Source organism: Streptomyces sp. 4F14 (genome assembly GCF_048159485.1).
In the GTDB taxonomy this organism is placed as follows: Bacteria; Actinomycetota; Actinomycetes; order Streptomycetales; family Streptomycetaceae; genus Streptomyces.
The window spans coordinates 65,243-86,472 of sequence record NZ_JBLRVY010000022.1 but is presented as its reverse complement, the minus strand read 5'-3'; the positions used below and the strand labels follow the sequence as shown (position 1 = coordinate 86,472).

Annotated in this window: 21 protein-coding genes; 8 read left to right on the top strand and 13 right to left on the bottom strand. The window is 72.5% G+C overall.

Annotated features, from left to right (window positions below; all coding sequences use genetic code 11):
• Positions 1 to 6: 6 nt before the first annotated feature.
• Positions 7 to 1,233, bottom strand: coding sequence for a cation:proton antiporter (locus ACLZOT_RS32550; RefSeq protein WP_416972712.1), 1,227 nt, complete (start codon positions 1,231 to 1,233; stop codon positions 7 to 9).
• A gap of 31 nt (positions 1,234 to 1,264) precedes the next feature.
• On the bottom strand, positions 1,265 to 1,561 hold the full coding sequence (locus tag ACLZOT_RS32545) for a hypothetical protein (RefSeq protein ID WP_416972711.1): 297 nt from the start codon (positions 1,559 to 1,561) through the stop codon (positions 1,265 to 1,267).
• Between the two features lie 48 nt (positions 1,562 to 1,609).
• Between ACLZOT_RS32545 and ACLZOT_RS32540 the strand changes: the two genes are divergently transcribed.
• The 3 genes from ACLZOT_RS32540 (at position 1,610) to ACLZOT_RS32530 (ending at position 4,621) form a co-directional block, all read left to right on the top strand.
• Complete coding sequence (locus ACLZOT_RS32540) at positions 1,610 to 2,905, top strand: aminotransferase class I/II-fold pyridoxal phosphate-dependent enzyme (RefSeq protein WP_416972710.1); 1,296 nt, start codon at positions 1,610 to 1,612, stop codon at positions 2,903 to 2,905.
• A gap of 22 nt (positions 2,906 to 2,927) precedes the next feature.
• Positions 2,928 to 3,806, top strand: coding sequence for a dihydrodipicolinate synthase family protein (locus tag ACLZOT_RS32535; RefSeq protein ID WP_416972709.1), 879 nt, complete (start codon positions 2,928 to 2,930; stop codon positions 3,804 to 3,806).
• A gap of 119 nt (positions 3,807 to 3,925) precedes the next feature.
• Entirely contained in the window at positions 3,926 to 4,621 is a 696-nt protein-coding gene (locus ACLZOT_RS32530; RefSeq protein WP_416972708.1) for a B3/4 domain-containing protein, read from the top strand.
• Positions 4,622 to 4,625: 4 nt separating this feature from the next.
• Here ACLZOT_RS32530 and ACLZOT_RS32525 read toward each other — a convergent pair whose 3' ends face one another.
• Positions 4,626 to 5,201 carry a helix-turn-helix domain-containing protein gene (locus ACLZOT_RS32525; protein WP_416972707.1) on the bottom strand — a complete coding sequence of 192 codons (576 nt, stop codon included), beginning with the start codon at positions 5,199 to 5,201 and terminating at the stop codon, positions 4,626 to 4,628.
• Positions 5,202 to 5,274: 73 nt separating this feature from the next.
• Positions 5,275 to 7,158: a WD40 repeat domain-containing protein gene (locus ACLZOT_RS32520; protein WP_416972706.1), complete on the bottom strand. Its 1,884-nt coding sequence runs from the start codon at positions 7,156 to 7,158 to the stop codon at positions 5,275 to 5,277.
• Between the two features lie 239 nt (positions 7,159 to 7,397).
• Between ACLZOT_RS32520 and ACLZOT_RS32515 the strand changes: the two genes are divergently transcribed.
• Positions 7,398 to 8,105 carry a hypothetical protein gene (locus ACLZOT_RS32515; RefSeq protein WP_416972705.1) on the top strand — a complete coding sequence of 236 codons (708 nt, stop codon included), beginning with the start codon at positions 7,398 to 7,400 and terminating at the stop codon, positions 8,103 to 8,105.
• Between the two features lie 15 nt (positions 8,106 to 8,120).
• Here ACLZOT_RS32515 and eno read toward each other — a convergent pair whose 3' ends face one another.
• The gene (eno, locus tag ACLZOT_RS32510; protein WP_416972704.1) at positions 8,121 to 9,404 is read right to left on the bottom strand and encodes a phosphopyruvate hydratase; all 1,284 of its coding nucleotides are present in this window, start codon (positions 9,402 to 9,404) and stop codon (positions 8,121 to 8,123) included.
• Positions 9,405 to 9,507: 103 nt separating this feature from the next.
• On the opposite strand from eno, the gene ACLZOT_RS32505 reads away from it, so the two are divergent.
• Complete coding sequence (locus ACLZOT_RS32505; protein WP_416972703.1) at positions 9,508 to 10,326, top strand: winged helix-turn-helix transcriptional regulator; 819 nt, start codon at positions 9,508 to 9,510, stop codon at positions 10,324 to 10,326.
• Positions 10,327 to 10,451: 125 nt separating this feature from the next.
• On the opposite strand, the gene ACLZOT_RS32500 is transcribed toward ACLZOT_RS32505, so the two are convergent.
• On the bottom strand, positions 10,452 to 11,567 hold the full coding sequence (locus ACLZOT_RS32500; protein WP_416972702.1) for a serine hydrolase domain-containing protein: 1,116 nt from the start codon (positions 11,565 to 11,567) through the stop codon (positions 10,452 to 10,454).
• Positions 11,568 to 11,685: 118 nt separating this feature from the next.
• Here ACLZOT_RS32500 and ACLZOT_RS32495 point away from each other — a divergent pair, with 118 nt between their 5' ends.
• Positions 11,686 to 12,357, top strand: coding sequence for a TetR/AcrR family transcriptional regulator (locus ACLZOT_RS32495; protein ID WP_416972701.1), 672 nt, complete (start codon positions 11,686 to 11,688; stop codon positions 12,355 to 12,357).
• On the opposite strand, the gene ACLZOT_RS32490 is transcribed toward ACLZOT_RS32495, so the two are convergent.
• Positions 12,346 to 12,912, bottom strand: coding sequence for a DUF4291 domain-containing protein (locus ACLZOT_RS32490; RefSeq protein WP_416972700.1), 567 nt, complete (start codon positions 12,910 to 12,912; stop codon positions 12,346 to 12,348). The genes ACLZOT_RS32495 and ACLZOT_RS32490 overlap by 12 nt on opposite strands.
• A gap of 70 nt (positions 12,913 to 12,982) precedes the next feature.
• A complete protein-coding gene (locus ACLZOT_RS32485) occupies positions 12,983 to 13,621 on the bottom strand; it encodes a TetR/AcrR family transcriptional regulator (RefSeq protein WP_416972699.1) in 639 nt (212 codons plus the stop codon).
• A 132-nt stretch (positions 13,622 to 13,753) separates the two neighbouring features.
• On the opposite strand from ACLZOT_RS32485, the gene ACLZOT_RS32480 reads away from it, so the two are divergent.
• Complete coding sequence (locus tag ACLZOT_RS32480; protein ID WP_416972698.1) at positions 13,754 to 14,932, top strand: family 1 glycosylhydrolase; 1,179 nt, start codon at positions 13,754 to 13,756, stop codon at positions 14,930 to 14,932.
• A 26-nt stretch (positions 14,933 to 14,958) separates the two neighbouring features.
• On the opposite strand, the gene ACLZOT_RS32475 is transcribed toward ACLZOT_RS32480, so the two are convergent.
• The 5 genes from ACLZOT_RS32475 to ACLZOT_RS32455 form a co-directional block, all read right to left on the bottom strand.
• The gene (locus tag ACLZOT_RS32475; RefSeq protein ID WP_416972697.1) at positions 14,959 to 15,468 is read right to left on the bottom strand and encodes a hypothetical protein; all 510 of its coding nucleotides are present in this window, start codon (positions 15,466 to 15,468) and stop codon (positions 14,959 to 14,961) included.
• Between the two features lie 110 nt (positions 15,469 to 15,578).
• Complete coding sequence (locus ACLZOT_RS32470) at positions 15,579 to 16,400, bottom strand: hypothetical protein (RefSeq protein WP_416972777.1); 822 nt, start codon at positions 16,398 to 16,400, stop codon at positions 15,579 to 15,581.
• A gap of 483 nt (positions 16,401 to 16,883) precedes the next feature.
• Complete coding sequence (locus tag ACLZOT_RS32465) at positions 16,884 to 18,014, bottom strand: M20/M25/M40 family metallo-hydrolase (RefSeq protein WP_416972696.1); 1,131 nt, start codon at positions 18,012 to 18,014, stop codon at positions 16,884 to 16,886.
• A complete protein-coding gene (locus ACLZOT_RS32460) occupies positions 18,007 to 19,260 on the bottom strand; it encodes a Zn-dependent hydrolase (RefSeq protein ID WP_416972695.1) in 1,254 nt (417 codons plus the stop codon). Before ACLZOT_RS32460 ends, ACLZOT_RS32465 begins: the two co-directional genes overlap by 8 nt.
• A complete protein-coding gene (locus ACLZOT_RS32455; protein ID WP_416972694.1) occupies positions 19,257 to 20,258 on the bottom strand; it encodes a pyridoxal-phosphate dependent enzyme in 1,002 nt (333 codons plus the stop codon). Before ACLZOT_RS32455 ends, ACLZOT_RS32460 begins: the two co-directional genes overlap by 4 nt.
• 89 nt (positions 20,259 to 20,347) lie before the next feature.
• On the opposite strand from ACLZOT_RS32455, the gene ACLZOT_RS32450 reads away from it, so the two are divergent.
• Complete coding sequence (locus ACLZOT_RS32450) at positions 20,348 to 21,217, top strand: LysR family transcriptional regulator (protein WP_416972693.1); 870 nt, start codon at positions 20,348 to 20,350, stop codon at positions 21,215 to 21,217.
• The last annotated feature ends 13 nt before the right edge of the window (positions 21,218 to 21,230 follow it).

The following is a 21,230-nucleotide window of genomic DNA, read 5'->3' as shown; positions in this document are numbered from 1 at the left end:
ACCCCGTCACCGGCCCGCCGTCCGTCTGATCAACGCCTCCGAGCACATGCCGTGCAGCAGCACGCTCCCCAGCACGGACAGCACCGTCGTCTGGAGCACGGCGTCGGCGCGGTCCCCGTCGGGAAGGCTGTTGTAGGCGATCAGCCCGAACACGATCGTCGTCGTCCCGCGCGGCCCGAGGAGCCCGAGGAGCAGCCGGTCCTTGCGCCCGAGGGGCGATCCGGTGAGCGCGAGGAGGACCGGGACGATGCGTACGACGGTGAGGGCGGCGAGGCAGAAGAGGACCGCCTGCCAGGTCACGCCGAGTTCGACGGTGACGACGGCCGCGAGGCCCACGACGAACCACATGGTCATCGTCATCAGCGTGGTGACGTCCTCCAGGAGGACGACCTCGTGGGAGCCGATGGCGGAACGGTGGGCCCGGCGGCGGGCGACGAGGACGCGGTGGACGTACCGGAAGGCGATCCCGCAGACGAAGGAGGTGACGAAGCCGTTGCCGCCGATCTCGACGCCGGCCGTGTAGGCGATCAGCGGGGTGAGCAGGACGGCGATCCGGCGTGACTGGCCGGTCGTCCAGCCGGCGCGGTCGGCCCGGTGCAGGAGCCAGGCGACGAGGCTGCCGATGACGAGCCCGGCGAGGACGGCCTTCACGGCCTGCCCGGCGGCGCTCGTCAGTGCCTCGGCCGGCGTGTGGAGGGTGGTGCTCCCGCCGGCCAGCAGCAGCGCGAACAGGAACAGCGGCGAGACGATGCCGTCGTTGTAGCCGCTCTCGACGTTCAGGACGCTCCGTACGCGCGACGCCAGCCGCCCGTCCCGGACGACGCCCTCGCTGGGCGCGAAGTCGATGGGGACGACGACGCAGGCGATGACCAGCATCAGCGCCCAGGACAGGCCGGGGAACGCCAGTTTGCCGAGCAGCATGGCCGCGCCGAGGCTCAGCGGGAGCGCGATCAGCAGGACCCGGGCGACCAGGCGGGGCGAGTTGCCCCAGAGGCGGCCGCCGCGGATCTCGGTGGCGTCGACGAACAGCAGGAACGCCAGGATGATCTCGGCGACGTGCTGGGCGACCTCCGTGTTCAGCGCGGCGGCGACCGAGTCCTCGACGCTGAGCCCGACCAGGATGCCCGCCAGCACCATCGTCGCGGGGGCGCCGAGGTGCCAGCGTTGGAGGCGCAGCGCGGCGAGGGAGCGGATCAGGGCCATCAGCGCGGCGGCCAGGACGGTGGGGATCACGGGGGTGCGGGCTTCCGGGGAGGGGTGGGGGTCAGTGGGCCAGTGCGGTGACGGTCGTCGCGAATCCCTCGATCAGGCCGCCGTACAGGTCCGGCCGGATCACCGCCAGCACCGCGAAGCCGGCCGCGAGGCTCAGGAGGATGCCTTCCCAGCCGCCCGCGAGCGAGCGGCGCTTCTTCTGCTGTTCCTGTCGTTGCATGCCTCCAGCTTCGGTGCCGGGCGGCCGGGCGGCCATCCGGCAGCTGTCCGGTCCACCCCCGCCGGTCGGCGGGGTGGCCTCCGCCGGGAGGAGGAGGGCGGGCGCCGTGTCCCGGGTGACGGACAGCATCTTTTGGCATAGGACAAAGGTGTTAGGGTCGGCGGCGGAGGTGGTCGGGTGCCCATCACGGGGACGACGGCGGCGGAGATCGCCGGGAGCGTACGGGACCAGGTCGCGTCGGGGGCGCTGCCGCCGGGCACCCCGCTGCCGCCGGTACGGGCGCTCGGCGCGGAGCTGGGCGTCAACCGGAACACGGTGGCGCTCGCCTACCGGCGGCTCGTCGAGGCCGGGGTCGCCCAGACGAGGGGGCGGGGCGGGACGGTCGTCTCCGCCGTACCGCAGCTCGCCCGCGAGGGCGTCGGCGTCGGCGGGGCGGCCGTGGATCTGGCCAGCGGGAACCCGGATCCGGAGCTGCTGCCGGACATCCTGACGGCGGCCCGCCGGGGGCGGTACCTGTACGGGGTGCCCGCCGTCGACCCGGCGCTCGCGGCCTGGGCGGACGCCGACTTCGCCGAGGACGTCGACCGGCCGTTCCGGACGCTGGTCACGCACGGCGCGGTCGACGCGACCGAGCGGCTGCTCAACGCGCACCTCACGCGCGGCGACCTGGTGGCGGTCGAGGACCCCTGTTTCCTCGCGAGCATCGGCACCCTGCGCCTCAACGGCTACCGCGGCGCCCCGGTCCCGGTCGACGACGCCGGGATGCGCCCCGACGCGCTGCGGGCCGCCCTCGACAGCGGGGCGCGCGCGGTGGTCGCCACGCCCCGCGCGCACAACCCGACCGGCGCGAGCCTCACTTCGGAGCGTGCCGCCGAGCTGCGCGCGGTCCTCGCCGGCCACCCGCAGGTGCTGGTGATCGAGGACGACCACTTCTCGGCGGTGTCGGCCCGCTCGTACCACCGGATCACCCCGGCGAGTACGGCGCGTTGGGCGCTCGTGCGGTCCGTGTCGAAGTTCCTCGGTCCGGACCTGCGGGTCGCCCTCGTCGCCGCCGACACGCAGAGCGCGGCGCGGCTGGAGGCGCGGCTCAGCGCGGGGACGACGTGGGTGAGCCGGCTCCTCCAGGACACGGTCCGCGACCTGCTGCTCGACCCGGCCGTCCACGACCTCCACGAACGGGCCCGCGAGAGCTACGCCGCCCGCGCCGACCTGCTCGTACGGCACCTGGGCGCGCACGGCATCGAGGTCCCGCGGCGGACCGACGGCCTCAACGTGTGGATCGAACTCGGCGTGGACGACCGCCCGGTGGTCGACGCCCTCGCGCGGCGCGGCTGGGCCGTGCGCCCCGGTCACCTCTTCCTCCACGACCCGTCCCGGCGCCCCGCGATCCGGGTGACCACCTCCACGCTCACCGCACCGCAGGCCGAGGCGTTCGCCGCCGAACTGGCCGCCGTGGTCGCGGAGTCGAGCTGACCTGTCCCGCAAGGAGCCCCCCATGTTCCACGGCCTCAGCGCCTTCCCCCTCACCCCCACCGACGAGCGCGGCGTCGACACCGCCGCGTACACCGCGCTGGTCGCCCGGCTCGCCGCCGCCGGGGTCGACTCCATCGGCGCTCTCGGCTCGACCGGCGGCTACGCCTACCTGACCCGCGAACAGCGCGCCCACGCCGCCAAGTCGGCCGTGGACGCGGCGGACGGCGTCCCCGTCATGGTCGGCATCGGCGCTCTGCGCACCGCGCACGTCCTGGAGCTGGCCGAGGACGCGCAGAAAGCGGGCGCCTCGGCGGTCCTGCTGGCGCCGATGACGTACCAGCCCCTCACCGACGACGAGGTGTTCGGGCTGTACGAGGACGTCACCCGCGAACTGTCCGTGCCGCTGTGCGTGTACGACAACCCGGCGACCACGCACGTCCGGTTCACCGACGAACTCCACGCCCGCATCGGGCAGTTGCCGAACATCAGGTCGGTGAAGATCCCCGGCGAGGGCGCCTCTGCACGGCTCCCCGTGCTGCGGGCGCTGCTGCCCGCGTCGGTGACCGTCGGGGTCAGCGGGGACTGGACGGCCGTGCGGGGCCTGAACTCCGGTGCGGACGTGTGGTATTCGGTGCTCGGCGGGCTCTTCCCGCGCACCGCGCTCGCCCTCACCCGGGCCGCGCAGGACGGTCACGCGGGCCCGGCGAGTGACCTGTCGGACCAACTGGAGCCGCTGTGGGCGCTGTTCAGGCGGCACGGGAGCCTGCGGGTGATGTCGGCAGCCGCGTCCCACCTCGGGCTCGCCGGTGAGCCCAACCTCCCGCGTCCGCTGCGGGAGTTGGGCGCCGACGACCGGCGCGAGGTCGTCACCGTGCTGGACGCCCTCGGGCTCGACGGCTGACGCCGGCGCCGGGATGGTGGCGGTGGAGGTGATTGGCCCGCGCCGGTCGGTTCGCTGTACAATTCAGTCGTTCCATTGACCATCGAGGCTGGCCCCAGCCCACCGGATCGGACCCGCGCATGACTGCCCTCAGCATCAGCCCCGCCGTCGCCGAGGCGTTCCCCGGCACACTCGTCGCCGTCGTCACCGCCACCGGACTGCGCGGGCACGAGGAGTGGCCCGACACCGCCGCCGCCCTCGCGGAGCTGGAGCGGCGGCTCGCCGACGGGACCTGGGCGCCGGCCGACGAGACCGACCCCCGGATCGAGGCGTGGCACACGGCGTACCGCGCCTTCGGCACGAACCCGCGCCGCGTCCGGCCCAGCGTCGACGCGCTCGGCCGGCGCATGGCGAAGAAGGGGACACTCCCCCGCATCAACCCGGCGGTCGACTCCTACAACGCCGTGTCGGTACGGCACGGGCTGCCCGCCGGGGCCTTCGACCTCGACCGGGTCACCGGGGACATCGAGATCCGGTACGCGGACGGCACCGAGACGTTCACGCCGCTCGGGGAGCCGGACGTCGCCGAGACACCCAAGGCCGGCGAGGTGATCTACGTCGACACCACCGACGTCCTCACCCGGCACTGGAACCACCGGGACGCCCACCGCACGCGGGTCACCGAGGACTCGACGCGGGTGGCGTTCGTGCTGGAGACACTGCGCGCGGAGCGGGACGGGCATCTCGTGAAGCTGGCGGCGGAGGAGTTGCAGGGGCTGCTGGCGGGGCATGCGGAGCGGACGGGCGTGGAGTACCTGAGCGTGGGAGTCGGCTGACGCCTCAGGCGGGCGTGGGCGGCAGGTGCACCGTCATGATCAGGCGGCACGTCTCCGTCCCCGCCCCCCGGTAGGCGTGCGGCAGGTCGCCGTCGAACGTGGCCGTCCGCCCCGCTGCGAGGTCGTACTCCGTGCCGTCGACGACGAGCGTCATCCGGCCCGACAGCACGCTGACCGTCTCCACGACCCCCGCCTGGTGCGGGCTGCTCGGGTAGTCCTCGCCGGGTTCCAGCCGCCACCGCCACACCTCGACCGGCGCGGACCCGCCCGTGGTCAGCACGAGCCGCGCCTCACCGCCCCGCTCCCCCTCCCACAGCGGGGTGACGTCGGCGGCGTCGACGATCCGTACGCGCCCCTCGGCGGGCCCCTGCATCAGCGCGGAGACGGAGATGCCGAGCGCGTCGGCGAGCCGGACCAGCGTCGCGAGGTTGGGATTGCCCTGCGCCTTCTCCAGCGCCACCAGAGCGCCCTTGCTGACCTGCGCCCGCCGGCTCAACTCGTCCAGCGACAGCCCCGCCCGCGACCGGGCGGCCCGCACGTTCCCCGCGACCGCCCGCAACGCCGTGACCGCCTCACTCATCCGGCCACACTCCTACGGTCGTTCCGTTACCCGCTCCGGTCGTTCGGCCCGATTGTAGGCGAACCGGCCCGTCTCACCCGCGCGAGCACACCTCCCCGGAGTACTTCGCCCGCTCCTCCGCGCTGAAGCCCCGCCCCACACTCCGGCACACCTTGCCGACCGCCGCGTCCCCACCGGGCGCGTCGACGCCCCACAGTCGTACGGTCCCGTCGGCGCCCGCCGTGGCGACCGTACGCCCGTCCCGGCTCGACGCGATCGCGGTGAGCGGGCCGGTGTGCCCGGTGAGCGTGGTGCGCAGCCGCCCGGTCGCGACGTCCCACAGCCGCGCGGCACGGTCGTCGCTCGCGGTGAGAAGAGTGCGCCCGTCGGGACTGAAGCCGAGCGCGGTGACGTTCCCCTCCTGCCCGGCGATGGTCCCGAGCCCGTCGTTACGGCTCAACTGCTTCTCCCCGGTGTCCGTGTCCCACATCCACACGACCCCTCCGTCGTTCACGGCGAGCGTGCGGCTGTCGGGACTGAACACCAGATGCGCGTCATCGGGCAGCATCATCATCGTGACCAGCTCGTACGTCCGCCCACCACTCGGCAGCCGCACCATCCCGTCCTTCACGACAGCCCGAGCCCGCCCGTCCGGACTGACCACCACCCCCGTCCGCCCCACGACCCTGGTCCCGCCGAGCCGCTTCCCGCTCACGACATCCCAGTTCCGTACGATCCCGTCGTCACCGGTCGTCGCGACCACCCGCCCGTCGGCGGCGAACTCCAGCGCGGTGACCGGCACTTGCCCGACCCTGACAACCCGCCCGACCGGCACGTCCCACAGCCGTACGGCGCAGTCGTCACTCCCACTCGCGAGGCTCCGCCCGTCGGGACCGAACACCAGCGCGGTAAGCGGCCCCGCGTGTCCGGGGTACACGGCCCTCGGGGCCCGGCTCGCGACGTCCCACAGCCGTACGGCGCCACTCTGGCCGCCGCTCGCGAGGGTGCGGCCGTCCGGGCTGAACGCCACGGCGTCGGCCTCCTCGCCGGTGAGGGTGGCGCGCGAGCGTCCGGTGGCGGTGTCCCACAGGCCGATGCTCCTCAACTGGCCGCCGACGGCGAGGGTGCGGCCGTCGGGGCTGAACGCCGTGGTCGTGGCGGCGTCTTCGGCCGCGGTGAGGGTCAGGCGGAGGCGGCCGTCGCGCCACAGGCGTACGGTGCGCCTGTCGTTGCTCGTGGTGGCGAGGGTGCGGCCGTCGGGGCTGAAGCGGAGCTCCTGGACCAGGTCGTCGGTCGGGTAGTCAAACGCCGTACGCAGACGGCCCGTTGACGTGTCCCAGAGGCGGACGGTCCTGTCCTCGCCCGCGGCTGCGTAGGTGCGCGCGTCGGGGCTGAAGGCGGCGGCGGTGGGGCGGGGGACGCGGAAGGTCAGGGTCGTGCGGGGGCGGCCGGTCGCGGTGTCCCACAGGCGCAGGGTTCCGTCGGCATAGCCGATCGCCAGGGTGCGGCCGTCGGGGGTGAACTGGAGGGCCCGTACGAGGGTTTCGGGGTGGTACGGCAGGTTCCTGCGCAGGCGTCCGGTCCGGGTGTCCCACACCTTCACCGCACGCGTGTCGTCCGCCGAACCCCCGGCGCTCGCCAGGGAGTTGCCGTCCGCACTGAACGCCAGGGACAGCACCGCGTCATGATGCCCCGCCAGCCGGCGCCGGAGCGGGAGAGCCGCCGCGTCGCGCAGGGCGGTGTCCGCCTCGCCGGTGGCACTGACCTGGTACGCCCGCACGGCGAGGAGAGCGGCCAGGTCGGGGTCCGTGTCCATGAGGTCGGTGGACTCGGCGGCGAGCAGGCGGGAGACGCTCCGCTTCTGGGACGCCAATTCATCGCGCGTCTCCGCGAATTCCCTCTCGCGCTGCCAGACGACGAGTCCGCCCGCGATCAGAACACCGATCAGGAAGACAATCCCCCACCGAGCAGGCTTCATCAAGCGAATGTACTGCGAGTATTTTGAGCGGGGAACGGCCTGCGCGACGCCGCATTGAGCGACAGGAGTCTCTAGTGTCAGACAGCCCCTCTCCCTCATCAGGTTGGCGGCGTTATCTCAGAGACGGGAATTTCGTCGCGACGGCGATCATCGCGCCGATCGCCGTCTCACTGATCGGGCTCGGAATGACCGGTGGTTTCTCGTGGATCGGGGATCAATTCAAGGAAGACAAACCCCCCTTGTACGTTTCCGGCTCCCGTTCCCCGAGGGTCGCCGAGTCCCCCAGGGCAGCGGACCAGCCGGAGGCGGAGGCGCAGGGCATCCAGTACCTGTCGAGCGCGTACCTGTGCCCGTGGCAGGCATGGGTGGTGACCAGGCCGCCCGGTGACTTCGGCGCCGTACCCGTGCTCGGGGACGGCAGTCCCGACCCGGCGTTCATCAGCGAGGACACCGCCGGGGACCCGTCCTCCACCCATGTCGTCATCGATGTCCAGCCCGTCGACGACCGGCCGCTCCAGATCAAGGAGTTGAGGATCAAGGTGCTGAGCCGGAACCCGGCTCCGGCGCCCGGGCAGGCTACTCTGGTCGGCCTGAAGGGCCAGGGATGCGGGGACGGGCCGATACCTCTGGTCGCCCGCGCCGATCTCGACGGCGGTGCCGATTTCGCGACGGTCACGCTCACGGGATCCGTCAAACTCCCTCAGGAACTCTTCGACGGAAGGGCTCTGTCGATCGACCTCGCGGTGGGGACGCGCACCTGTGACTGTGTGTGGGTTCCCGAGATCGTGTGGTCGAAGGACGGGAAAACGCGGACGACGGAATTCCGTATCAACGGGAAGGATTTCCGGACGATCCCGGCCGAGGGGCTGGAGCGGCGCGCGTGGGCGTTGGACGGTGATACGCGGGAATGGTCCGAGACGGAATTCGACGAGTCGATCCTCGATTGACGCCGTCCACTTTCGTCAGCCGCGCAGCCCCAGCGCCGCCGCCCCCGCATACCGCGCCTGCGCTCCCAACTCCTCCTCGATCCGCACGAGTTGGTTGTACTTGGCGGTCCGGTCGGCCCGGGACAGGGAGCCGGTCTTGATCTGGCCGCAGCCCGTCGCGACGGCGAGGTCCGCGATCGTGGTGTCCTCGGTCTCGCCGGAGCGGTGGGACATGACGACGGTGTAGCCGGCGCGGTGGGCGGTGGAGACGGTGGCGAGCGTCTCGGTGAGGGTGCCGATCTGGTTGACCTTCACGAGGATGGAGTTGGCGATGCCGTCGCGGATCCCGGCGTTCAGGAGGCTCTCGTTGGTGCAGAACACGTCGTCGCCGGTGAGCTGGCAGCGTTCCCCGAGGCGCGCGGTCAGGTCGCGCCAGCCCTCGTGGTCGTCCTCGCCCATCGGGTCCTCGATGGAGGCGACGGGGTAGCGCTCGACGAGCCCGGCGAGGTACTCGGCGTGTTCGACGGGCGTCCGGCGCACGCCTTCCCCGGCGTAGTCGTACACCCCGTCCCGGTAGAACTCCGAGGCGGCCGGGTCCATGACGAGGGTGATGTCGGTGCCGGGCTTGTAGCCGCTGCGCTCGATGGCCCGCACGACGAAGTCGAGCGCCTCGTCGGCGGTGCGCAGATCGGGCGCGAAGCCGCCCTCGTCCCCGACGTTGACGCTGTGCCCGGCGGCGAGGAGGCTCGCGCGCAGGGTGTGGAAGACCTCGGAGCCCATGCGGACGGCCTCGGCGAAGGTGGCCGCGCCGATGGGAGCGATCATGAACTCCTGGAAGTCGAGCGGATTGTCGGCGTGGGCGCCGCCGTTGACGATGTTCATCATCGGCACGGGCAGCAGGCGCGCGTCGACGCCGCCGACGTAGCGGTAGAGCGGCAGCCGGTGGGCGGCGGCCGCGGCCTTGGCGGTGGCGAGCGAGACGCCGAGCAGGGCGTTGGCGCCGAGGCGGGCCTTGGTGGGGGTGCCGTCGAGTTCGGTCATCGTCGCGTCGACGGTCGCCTGGTCCTCGGCGTCGAGGCCGACGACAGCGTCCGCGATGCTCTCGTTCACGGCGTCGACCGCGCGCCGGACGCCCTTGCCGTGGAAGCGGTTCGGGTCGCCGTCCCGCAGTTCCACCGCCTCGCGGGCGCCGGTCGAGGCGCCCGAGGGGACGGCGGCGCGGCCGAGGGAGCCGTCCTTGAGCTCCACGTCCACCTCGACGGTGGGGTTGCCCCGGCTGTCGATGATCTCCCGGGCGACGACCCTGCTGATCGCGGTCACGGCATGTCTCCTCACGCTGGGCCCGCGCGGCGGCGGGCGACTGCGGGCAGTAAGTTCCGACTGGAAACAAAGTGAGTCCCGAAAAGGAACCTACTATGAGGGCATGAGAATGCACAACGCCGACGAGACCTGCGGGATCGCCGGGGCCGCACTCGTCCTGGGCGACTGGTGGAACGTCCTGGTGCTGCGCGAAGTCGCCCGCGGCCACGTCCGGTTCGACGCGCTCGCGGCGGAGATCGGCCTGTCCCGCAAGGTCCTCACGGAACGCCTCGGACGGCTCGTCGCCCAGGGGGTCCTGCGGCGGAGCCTGTACCAGCGGCGGCCCGTGCGGTACGAGTACGTGCTCACCGACGCCGGTACAGCCCTGCTGCCGCTGCTGGTGGCGATGCAGGACTGGGGGGACCGGTGGGTGCTGGGCGACGGGGCGCTGACCGCGTCCGCCGGGGAGGACGGCGCCGAACACGCCCGCGTACGGGGGCTGGTGGGGACGCGGCTGCCCGACGCCCTGGTGTCGCCGGGCGCCGCGGCGAGCGTGGTGTTCACCTACCCCGGTACGGGTGTCGACTGGGGGTCGCCGCCGATCCCGGGGGCCTCGGGGTGCGCGCTGGAGCATCGGCTCTTCGTCCAGGCGTGGCCGTCGTTCCTGCGCTCGGGGGTGGCGCTGCGCGGGGTCAGTACGCAACTCCCCGAGGAACAGGCCGAGTTCGCGCGGGCCGAGGGGATTCCGTACCCCCTGGTGTCCGACGCCGGGCATGAGGTGGCCGCCGCGCTGCGGCTTCCGACGTTCCGGGGAGCGGGGCGGCTGCGGCACAAGCGGCTGATCCTCGTCGCCGACGGCGAGGGGACCGTACGGCACACCTTGTTCCCCGTGGTGGACATTCCGCAGGCGGTGGAGGAGAGCTTGCGGCTGGCCACGGCGTGAGGGGGCGGGTGGGCCCGCTGAGGGTGTGGGGCGGGGCGCCAAGGGTGTCGGGTAGCCCGCTGGGGGTCCGGGTAGGGCGCTGAGGGTGCCGGGGAGGGGGTTGAAGGTGCCGCGTCCCCGTGTCCTCAGCCCCGCATCGCCACCCGGAACAGCGTCGCCAACGCGCCGTCGATCGCGTGTGGTTGCGGTCTGCCGGAGGTGTCCAGCCGGTTCCACCGCTGGAGGTTGACCGCGACCGCCAGCTGCCGTCCGCCGTCGGCGCGGGTCATGGCGAGTGTTCCGCCGCCCCAGACCGTACCGCCGTGTCCCCACCAGGTGGCTCCGGGGACCTCCGTCGGGTGCAGGCCGAGACCGTACTCGATCACCTTGCCCTCCTGGGAGACGATCGGGACCGTGCGCCGCATCTCGGCCAGGGACCCGGGGCCGACGATCCGTCCGGCGAGGAGCTTGCCGTAGAAGCGGTTGAGGTCCGCGACGGTCGAGATCAGCGAGGCCGAGGGGCCGACCCAGGACATGTCGAAGTCGCTGTAGTCGCGGGGCGGGTCGATCATGCCGAACCAGGACTCGTAGAGCCGTGAGTACGGGCCTTCGATGTGCGGCCCCACAGGGAACTCAGTGTCGTCGAGGCCCGCGCGTTCGATGACCTCGCGGGTGATGTACCGCTCGGCGGTGGTGCCGGTGGTGTGCTCCAACAGCTGGGCCAGCAGCAGGTAGTTGGTGTTGGAGTACACGCCCGGTGAGCCGCCCGGGGCGCAGACGGCGGGTGCGGTGACGCCCAGTTCGATCAGGTCGAGGGGGTCGAAACGGGTCAGCCGGTGGGCGTCCAGGCTCTCGGGACCGGTGCGGGCGAGGTCGGGGTACGCCCGCAGGGAGGGGTAGGCGTACGGCAGGTACTCGGCGAGGCCGCTGGTGTGGTTGAGCAGCATCCGGACGGTGATCGCGTCGCCGCGCTCCCCGGGGACGAGCTTCGGGAGGTAGTGGCCGATCGGGGCGTCCAGCGCGATCTCGCCGCGCTCCACCTGCCGGAGCACCGCCGCCGCGGTGAAGGTCTTGGTGGTGCTGCCGACGCGGTGGCACAGGCCAGGGGTGACGGGGCGTCCGGTGGCGAGGTCGGCGACCCCGGCGGCGCCGCGCCAGACCTGGTCACCGTCGCGCACCTCGGCGAAGAGGCCGGGTACGCCGGCGCGGTGGACGGAGTCGAGGGCCGCGTCCAACTCCCGTGGATCCAGGGGGTTCTGCATGTCAAGCGTCCTTCCGTGGGCCGTGGACAAGCTCGCGTCCTCATTATGCACGCAGTGCGTGCAACACCAAGTGCATGAGTTAGGGTGAGGCCGGTCGAGAGGCGGCGAGAGGGGCACGATGACAGGGCGACGGCGTTGGTCGACCGACGAGATCCTGGACGCGGCGGCCGAGTTGCTGCGTACCGGCGACGCGGAGTCGTTCAGCGTGCGCAAGCTGGCCTCGGCCCTCGGGACCGACTCCTCCAGCCTCTACCGGCACTTCCGCAGCAAGACGGAACTGCTGCGCGCGGTCGCCGACCGCGTCCTGCTCGCCGCGATGGACGGCCACCAAGCCGAGGGCGACTGGAAGCAGCGCATCACGGCGCTGGCCCTGCGGCTGCGGGACGCCTTCGGCGGTCAGCCCCAACTCGCCGCGGTCTGGGGGCGGTACGCGTCGAGCGGCACCGGTTCACGGCTGGTCATGGAGGAGGTGCTCCAGGCGCTGCGCGCGTCGGGTCTGCCCGACGAGGAGATCCCGGTGCGCTACCACCGGCTCGCCGTCCTCATCGCCTCGCTGATCGCCCACGAGGCGGGGGCGGGCTCGATCACGCCGCAGGAGCAGGAACAGGGCATGGAGCTGTTCCGCGTCGCGGTCCTGGGCGCGGATCCCGCGCGCTTCCCGGCCCTGGCCCACTTCGCCCGCGACGTCCGTCCCCTCGGCGCGGACCGCCGGGCGGCCTTCGAGGAACTCCTCGCGGCGCAGCTCGCCCGGATCGAGGCCGAGGTGGCCCCGCGGCGGTCACCCGCCTGAGGCGAGGCGGTCCTCCAGGGGCGCGGGCAGCGGGTAGACGCGCTCCGCGGGGAACATCCGCTGGGCCTTCGCGGCCTGCCCGGCCTGGATCAGGGCGGCCGCCTTACGGACCTGCGGGGTGAGGTCGGTGAGGCCGGTGATCCAGTCGTCGGTGAAGGTGCGGATCAGGTGGCGGCCGATGCCGACCTGGATGCTGTAGTGGTTGAGTGCCGCCCCGCGCGCCGAACGCTCCGGGTCCCACTGGACGTGGACGGCGGCCTGGGCCACGGCCGCCGGGTCCGCGGTCGTGAGCACGGCCCGGGACAGGGCCTCCTCCCAGCCCTCACGCGTCATCCGCACCGCGAGAATGCGCTCCTGGCCGGACTTGCGGGCCCAGTTGCTGCGGTGCATCAGCCACGTGAACGACGGCTTGATCCACGTCATGCGGTGGAAGGAGAACGGCGCGACGAAGCGGCCCGCCCGCAGTGCCGCGTCCGCGATGGCGGGCGAGTACGCCTGGTAGACCACGATCGTGCGGGCGTCGTAGTCGGCGCGGATCTGATACTGCGGTGCCATGCGCGGAACCCTGTCATCCGCACCGCCGGCCCCGCGAGCCGTTTTCGCCTGCCCCCGCACGCCGGCGGGGTCAGGATTCCCCGTCGACCGGTGTGATGACCGTCCGCATGAAGACCTCCAGGAGGCGCAGGGGGTCGGCCGACGGGTCCAGGAGGGCCTGGATGCGCAGGCCGTCGAGCATGGCGAGGACGAGGACGGCCTTCTCCTCGGTGGAGAGTTCCGGGCCGTCGTGGGCCGTGCGGAGGGCTCCGGTGCGCAGGCGGTCGCGGAGGCGTTCGCCGCGGTGGGTGAAGTAGGCGTGGGCCGGGTGCGCGGGGCTGGTCGCGGCGACGGCGAGGGCGAGCCAGTTGCGCAGGTGGTCGGGGTCGGCGAACTCGTCGGCGAGGAGTTCCCCGAGGACGGCGGCGCCGTCGGTGCCGGAGGCGAGGATACGGTCGGCCTGCTCCTCGTCGTACGCGTCACGCTGGGCCAGCGCCGCGACGAGGAGGTCCTCCTTGCCGGTGAAGTGGTGCAGGAGGGCGGCGTGGGTGACGCCCGCGCGGGCGGCGATGTCGCGCAGGGAGGCCCGCTCGAAGCCGTGCTCGGCGAAGCTCGCGAGGGCGGCGCGGACGATCTGTGTCCGGCGGGCCGGGGTGGTGGCGTACGGCCCTCGGGGGCCGGTCTTCTCGCGCAACGCGCTTCCCTCCGTGCTTCCTCTGTGCTGCCTCATGTGCTCCCTCGGCACTTGCTCCGCGCTTCCTCAGGGCTTCCTCCGTGCGAACGCTTGCCTCGCGCCCCGGCCGGGAGTTTAATCACCTCCAAATCTAACCACCTTGGTTAGTTTCTGTCATCGGGAGCGCCCATGCCGGACAGCACGCCGTTCCTGTGGGGAGCCGCCAGTTCCCCGCACCAGACCGAGGGCAACAACGTCAACAGCGACTGGTGGGTCCGGGAGGGGCAGATCCCCGGCCTGGAGCGCAGTGGCGACGCGACCGACAGCTACCACCGCTACGACGAGGACATGCGCCTCCTCGCGGACGCCGGTCTCACCGCGTACCGCTTCGGCGTCGAGTGGGCACGCGTCGAGCCCGTCCCCGGGCACTTCTCCCGGGCCGAACTCGCCCACTACCGGCGGATGATCGACACCGCGCTCTCCCTCGGCCTGACCCCTGTCCTCACCCTCCACCACTTCTCCAGCCCGCGCTGGTTCACGGAGGAGGGCGGCTGGCTGGGCGCACGGGCGGTGGAGCGGTTCACTCGGTACGTCGAGGCCGTCACCGCGATCCTGGACGGCGTCCCCTGGGTCGCCACCCTCAACGAGCCCAACATGCTCGCCATGATGATGACCGTCGAACGGCAGCACCTCACCGCCCAGGGCCTCGCCGGCGCCGACACCACCCGGCCCCGCCTCCCCGCCCCCGACCCGGAGATCGGCGCCGCCCTGATCGAGGCCCACCACGCGGCCCGGGAGGTGCTGCGCGCCCGCACCGACGCGGGCGTCGGCTGGACCGTCGCCAACCGCGCCTTCATCGCCCGCCCCGGCGCCGAGGCGAAGCTCCGCGAGGTCGAACACGTCTGGGAGGACCTCTACCTCGAAGCCTCCCGTGGCGACGACTTCGTGGGCGTCCAGTCCTACTCCAGCGAGTGGGTCTCCCGCGACGGCCTCGAACCCCACATCCCCCACCCCGACGACACCATGTCCGGCAAGTCCTACCGCCCCGACGCCCTCGCCCTGGCCGTCCGCCACACCTGGGACGTCACCGGCGGCATCCCCATCCTCGTCACGGAGAACGGCATCGCCACCCCCGACGACACCCGCCGCATCGCCTACACCCGAGCGGCCCTGGACGGTCTCTTCGCCGCGATCGACGACGGCATCGACGTCCGCGGCTACCTCCACTGGAGCGCCCTCGACAACTACCGCTGGGGCGACTGGAAACCCACCCTCGGCCTCATCGCCGTGGACCGCGAGACCTTCGCCCGGCATACCAAGCCGAGCCTGGCGTGGCTGGGCGAGGTGGCACGCCGGGGGCGTCCCTGAGCCGTCGCCCCGCGCCCGGGTCCCGTTCATGCCGGCTGGTGGAGTGTGCGGTGGCGGATCGTCAGGCCCCGTGCCCAGACGACTCCGGTGCGGGCCAGGACCTCGGCGAAGGCCATGAGGACGACGGCCGGGGCCCAGGCGGTGAGGTCGATGTGGTGGTCCAGGGAGAAGCGGGCGATCGTCGGGCCGCCGCCGTGGGTGGAGTAGAGCTGGAAGGCCATGCGGAAGCCGACGCCGAGGACCCAGAGGACGGCCGCTATGAGGGTCGCTCTGGCGAAGACGTCGCCGTCCTTGTCCCGGTAGACCTTCGTCGTGGCGCCCGCGCCGGTGCCGAGCGCGAGTCCTATGGCCACCGCCGGGACGATCAGCATCAGGTCGTGACTTGTCGTCGGGACGTCCTTCAGGTATTTCACCCCGGCCCAGCAGACCAGGCCGACGGGGAGCAGCAGTGTCCGCGCGGTGAGTCTGCGTCCGCGCAGTTGCAGCAGCACCAGTCCGATGAGAGCGAGGTCGATCGCCCAGTCCGTGAAGTCCATACGCCGAGCATCGCCCGCCGCCCCCTCACCGCGCCTCGGCCCACGGGTGGGCCCCGGGTGGATTTCCCTCTCCACCCGGGGGTGGAGACGGCTGCCTGGAACAGGCCGGCCTAGGACGCGTCCAGGAAGCCCCGCAGCGACTCCGCCATGCTGTCCACGAACGCGTCCCGCCCTTCGACCAGGTCCAGCGACAGGTACGGGTTGAGGTCCTCCAGCTCGACCAGCAGCAGGTCCCCGTCCCGCGTACGGCACGCGTCCACCCGCTGGATGCCGTGGTCGAGGGTGTTCCAGTCGACGAACCGCCGGGCGAACGCCAGGTCCGCGTCACTCGCCGCGTACGGTTCGAGGGCCCAGCGCCGGGCGGGGTCGGGGGCGTACAGGGCGTACTGGAAGGCGTCGTCGACGTAGTAGAACGACGCCTCGTACCGGAAGTCGATCCGGGGCTGCACCAGGATGTCGCCGTACGCGAGCCCCGCCAGCTCCTGCGGCGGGACGAAGCGCAGGCCGATGGAGTCCGCGCCCGTCTTCGGCTTCACCGCGTACAGGTCGCGGTCCGGGAGCGACGGCAGGTCCTCGGCGCGGTCCACGGTCGGTATGACCGGCAGGCCCTCGGCGGTGAGGTCCAGGAGATACCCCTTGCCGGCCATGTCGCCGCGCCCCGTCAGCGGGTTGTACACGCGCGCCCCGCTCGCCGACGCCCGCGCGCGGAACGCGTCGTACGCGTCCTGGTAGTGCAGCACGGGCCCGCTGTTGCGGACCACGACGGCGTCATACGCGTCCATCAGCGCGGCGGCGTCCAGGGGATGACACAGGGCGATGTCGAAGGCGGTCCGGAGCCGGGAGGTCAGGTAGATGTCCTCGTCGCAGTAGCGTCGGCCCCGGGCCGGGTAGGCGAGGTCGGTGACGTACAGGATGCTGCGGCGGTCGGGCATCGGTGGGCTCCTGGTGGCTGGACTGCGGTGACGGAACTCTCGCACGCCCCCTTCATGTACTGGTCCTGCGGGCCGCTTCCCGCCAGGCGTCCGGGGCGCGGTGATGTACGCCGGCTCCTTCACCCGCCACAGCGCCGGGCCCGAGCAGCTCAGCACCCGGGCCGCGCGCCGGAGCAGCGGGGCGGTCGGGTGCCTCACGATATGGCCGATGTCGCTGCCGAGCATCTCCGCGAAGGCGGTCCAGACGGTCACCCAGTGGTCGTCGAGGAGCCCGAAGGCCAGCCGCTCCCGGTCGGCCGGGGCCAAGGTGTCGTCGGTGAAGACGCCGTCCGCCCAGGAGTGGGCGATCTCGTTGGCGGTGCACGGCCGTTCGGGCTCGTCGAGGTCGCTCCACCCGCCCTCGCTCTGGACGACACCGCGCGCGGCGAGCCACTGCCGGGCTTCCTCGACAGGTTCCATCCGCGCAGTATGCGGGGCCGGGGATCAGGAGCAGAACTCGATGATCGTGCCGGTCAGGATGTCGGTGAGGCGGTCGAGGGACGCCAGGTCGACGTACTCCGTGTCCGCGTGCGCCCCCTCGCCGTCAACTCCGAAGAGGACACTGGGGATCCCGGCCCGGTCCAGGAGTGCGCAGTCCGTCCAGAAGGGCTCGGCGCGGATCGACGGCGGGTACCCGAGGGCGAGTTCGGCATGCCGGGCGAGAGTCCGGACGATCGGCGCCTCGGCGTCGGCCTCGAAGGGGTCACGGTGGACACCGCGCGTCAGCTCGTACGTGAAGTCGGGGATGTTTACGGCGAGTTGGTCGAGTACGGCGGCGAGTTCGCGTTCCGCGTCGGTGACGCTCTCCCCGGGGACCGTGCGCCGCTCCACGGTGATCCGGCAGGACGCGGGGTAGGTGGACGGCTCCTCTCCGCCCTGGATGACGGAGGCGTGCACGGTCCCCGTGCCGAGCAGCCGGTGTCCGGGTCCCTGGGCGAGGCGTCGCCCCAACTCTTCGAGAGCGACCAGGAAATGGCCCGCTCTGGCGATGGCGTCGATACCGAGGTCGGGGCGTGAGCCGTGGGCGGCGCGGCCGAGGACCTGTACGTCGAACCAGGCGAACCCCTTGTGGGCGAGGGTGAGTTGGAGGTGGCTGGGTTCGGTGACGATCGCGGCGTCGGCGGTGAAGGAGTCGAGGACTTCCTCGGTACCGGCGCTGGCGTACTCCTCGTCGGCGACGAGCGCGAGGACGACGTCACCGCGCAGCGGACCGCGGGCGGTTGCGCGGGCGGCGGCGGTCATCATGGCCGCGATGCCGCCCTTCATGTCGAAGGTGCCCCGGCCGTACATGCGGCCGTCGGCGATCCGGGGCCGCAGGGTGTGCCCGGCGAGGCTGACGGTGTCGAGGTGGCCGTTGAGCATGAGGGAGCGCCCGCCGCCGGTGCCGTGGGCGACGGCGGCCAACGAGGGGCGTCCTGGGCGGCGTTCGAGGCGGTGGACCTCGAACCCGCGCCCGCGCAGCCACGCGCCGCAGAAGTCGGCGATGGCCGCCTCTCCCGCGCCGCCCGCGACGAGGTCGGGGTTGACGGAGTCGATGGAGACGAGTTCGGCGAGAAGCCCCGTCGGCTCATGCATGAACGGCCCCCGCCAGCCGAAGCAGCGTCGTCGCCAGCACGTCCACGCCCTGCGCGCACGCCTCCGGCGTCGAGTACTCGCGCGGGTTGTGGCTGATCCCGTCGTACTCGCCCCGTACGAAGATCATGGCCGTCGGGCAGAGCGCGGCGATCTCCTGGGCGTCGTGTCCGGCGCCGGAGAGCAGGGAGATGTGGGCGAGGCCGTGCTCGTCGGCGGCCTGGGCGATGACCTTCTGGACGCCCTCGTCGAAGGGAACGTGAGCGGTCTTGGCCATCCGCCGGGCACTGAACGTCAACCCCGGCCGACTGCCCTCCAGTTCACGCAGGTAGCCCGCCAACGCCGCCTCCGCGCGAGCCATGTGCTCATCGTCCGGATTGCGCAGGTCCACGGTCATCTCCGCCCGCGCCGGGACGATGTTCGTCAGATCCGGGTGGACGACGAGATGCCCGACGGTCGCACGCAACTCCCCGTACTCGCCGGAATCGACCAACTCCCGCAGATACACGATCACTTGGGCAGCGGCGAGCCCGGCGTCGGCGCGGAGGTGCGTCGGAGTGGTCCCGGCGTGGGCGGCGCGGCCATGGATCGTGATCTCCTGCCAGGAGATGCCCTGGACGCCGGTGACGACGCCTACGGGAACGCCGTGTTCAGCGAGGACGGGGCCCTGTTCGATGTGGCACTCGACGTAGGCGTACGGCGGATCGAGGCGGACGTCGGCGGGCCCGTCGAAGCCGGTGCGGGCGAGTTCCGCGCCGAGGGTGCGGCCCTCGCGGTCGGTCAGGGCATGGGCGTACTCCAGGCCGATCCGTCCCGCGGCGACGGCGCTGCCGAGCATGTCGGTGCCGAAGCGGACGCCCTCCTCCTCGGTGAACACGGCGACCTCGATGGGCCGTTGGGTGCGAATACCGCGTTCGTCGAGAGCGCGCACGACCTCGATGCCGCCGAGCACTCCGAGGCAGCCGTCGAAGGCGCCCGCGGTGGCGACGCTGTCGATGTGGGAGCCGGTGAGGACGGGCGCCGCGGTGGGGTCGGCGCCCTCGCGACGGCCGTAGATGTTGCCCATCTCGTCGATACGGACAGCGAGTTGGGCTTCCTCCATCCAGGCGATGACCTGTCGGCGGCCCGCCGCGTCGGCGTCGGTGAGGGCGAGGCGGTTCACGCCGCGCAGGCCGGTGCGGTCGTCGTCGTAGGCGCCGATCTCGGCGAGGTCCATGAGGGACCGCCAGAGGCGGTCGGCGTCGATCATCGGGGCGCTCCTTCGGTGTTGAGCAGGACGGTCACGGAGTCGGGGCCGAGGTCCGGCAGCAGGTGCCGGGCCGCGCGCAGGCCGGCGAGCGTGGCCGCGCCGCAGGGGCCCGAGTCGACGCCCAGGGCGCCGAGTTCGGCGGCCGCGCGGGCGCTGTCCGTGTCGGTGACGGCGATCGCGGCATCCAGTCCGGCGTGCAGGAACGGCCACGCGAGGCTCGACGGGGTGCCGCAGTTCAGCCCCGCCATCGCCGTCCGGCCCGTGGGCACGGTGACGGGCTCGCCGCGCGTCAGGCTCTCCAGCACGCAGGCCGCGTTCTCCGGTTCCACCGACATCAGCGCCGGGGCCCGGCCTGCCGGGCGGCTGCGGTAGTGGGTGACCACGGCCTGCGCGAGCGAACCGACACCGACGGGTACGACGATCAAGTCCGGTTCGGCGGGGAGCTGTTCGTCGATCTCCGCGCACAGGGTGTCGTAGCCCTCGACGATCCACGCCGGGATCCGCTCGTAGCCCGGCCAGGCGGTGTCCTGGACCAGGAGGGCGTCCGGCGTCTCGGCCGCGCGGCGTACGGCGGTGTCGTAGTCGCCGTCGACCTCGGTGACCTCGGCGCCTTCCGCGGCGATCGGGGCGGGGTCGACGCCCTTGGGGACGAACACGTGGGCCCGCTTGCCGAGTTGGCGTGCGGTGCGGGCGACCGCGCGGCCGTGGTTGCCGTCGGTGGCGGTGACGAGGGTCGTGGTGTCCGGGGCTTCGGCGAGGGCCCGGTGGATGGCCCAGGTGGCGCCGAGCGCCTTGAACGCGGGGAGGCCGAGGCGGGACGACTCGTCCTTGACGAAGACCCGGCCCAGGTTCAATTCCCGGGCCAGGGCGGGGAGTTCGGTGAGAGGGGTGGGGGTGTGGCCGGGGAGGGCGCGGTGGAAGTCGCGGACGGCGGTGGGCGGTGGCGGGCAGCGCCAGGTGCGGGCGGCGGGGCGGGAGAGCCAGGGGGTGTCGGTCACGTCCTCAGGGTCCACCGGGGTGACATCATCGGTCCAGCGAATGTTTCCGACCTGTAGTCGTCGGAAAAACCGACGGGAAAGGTGGGACGGTGTTCGACCTGCACCGACTGCGTCTGCTGCGCGAGCTGAAACACCGGGGGACCCTGGCGGCCGTCGCCGCCGCCCTCTCCTACGCGCCCTCCTCCGTCTCCCAGCAGCTCTCCCAACTGGAGGCCGAGGTCGGCGTCCCGCTCCTGGAGCCGGTCGGGCGGCGCGTACGGCTCACCGAGCAGGCCGAGATCCTCGTCGCCCACACCGAGGCGGTCCTCGAACGCCTGGAGCGCGCCGAGGCCGACATCGCGAGGTCCCTCACGGACCTGACGGGTACGGTGCGCATCGCGTCGTTCCAGACGGCGGCGCTGGCGCTGATCCCGGCCGCGCTGGGCCTGTTGCGCGAACGGCACCCTGGACTCCGGGTCCATCTCACCCAGTTGGAGCCGGAACGCTCACTCCCGGCCCTCCAGTCCAGGGACTTCGACCTGGTCCTGGCGGAGGAGTACCCCGGGGTGCCCGACGCCCGCTCCCCCGACCTGGAGCAGGAAGACCTGCTGGAGGACCCCCTCCACCTGGCCACCCCCACCCCGGCAACGGCCCTGGCCGCCCTCGCCGATCACCCCTGGGTCATGGAACCCGCCGACACGCCCGCCCGCCACTGGGCCCTCACCCGCTGCCGCGAAGCCGGTTTCGAGCCGGACGTCCGCTTCGAGACCACCGACCTGCTCCTGCACCTCCGTCTGGTCGAGGAGGGCCACGCGGCGGCCTTCCTCCCGGCCCTGGTCTGGCGCGGCGACACCCCCACCGTCCCGCTCCGCCAACTCCCCGATGCGAGGCGGGTGTTCACGGTCGTCCGGAAGGGCCGCAACACCCACCCGGCGATCGTGGCGTGCCGGGACGCGCTGCGGGCGGCGGTGACGGGCTGAGCACCACGGCCGG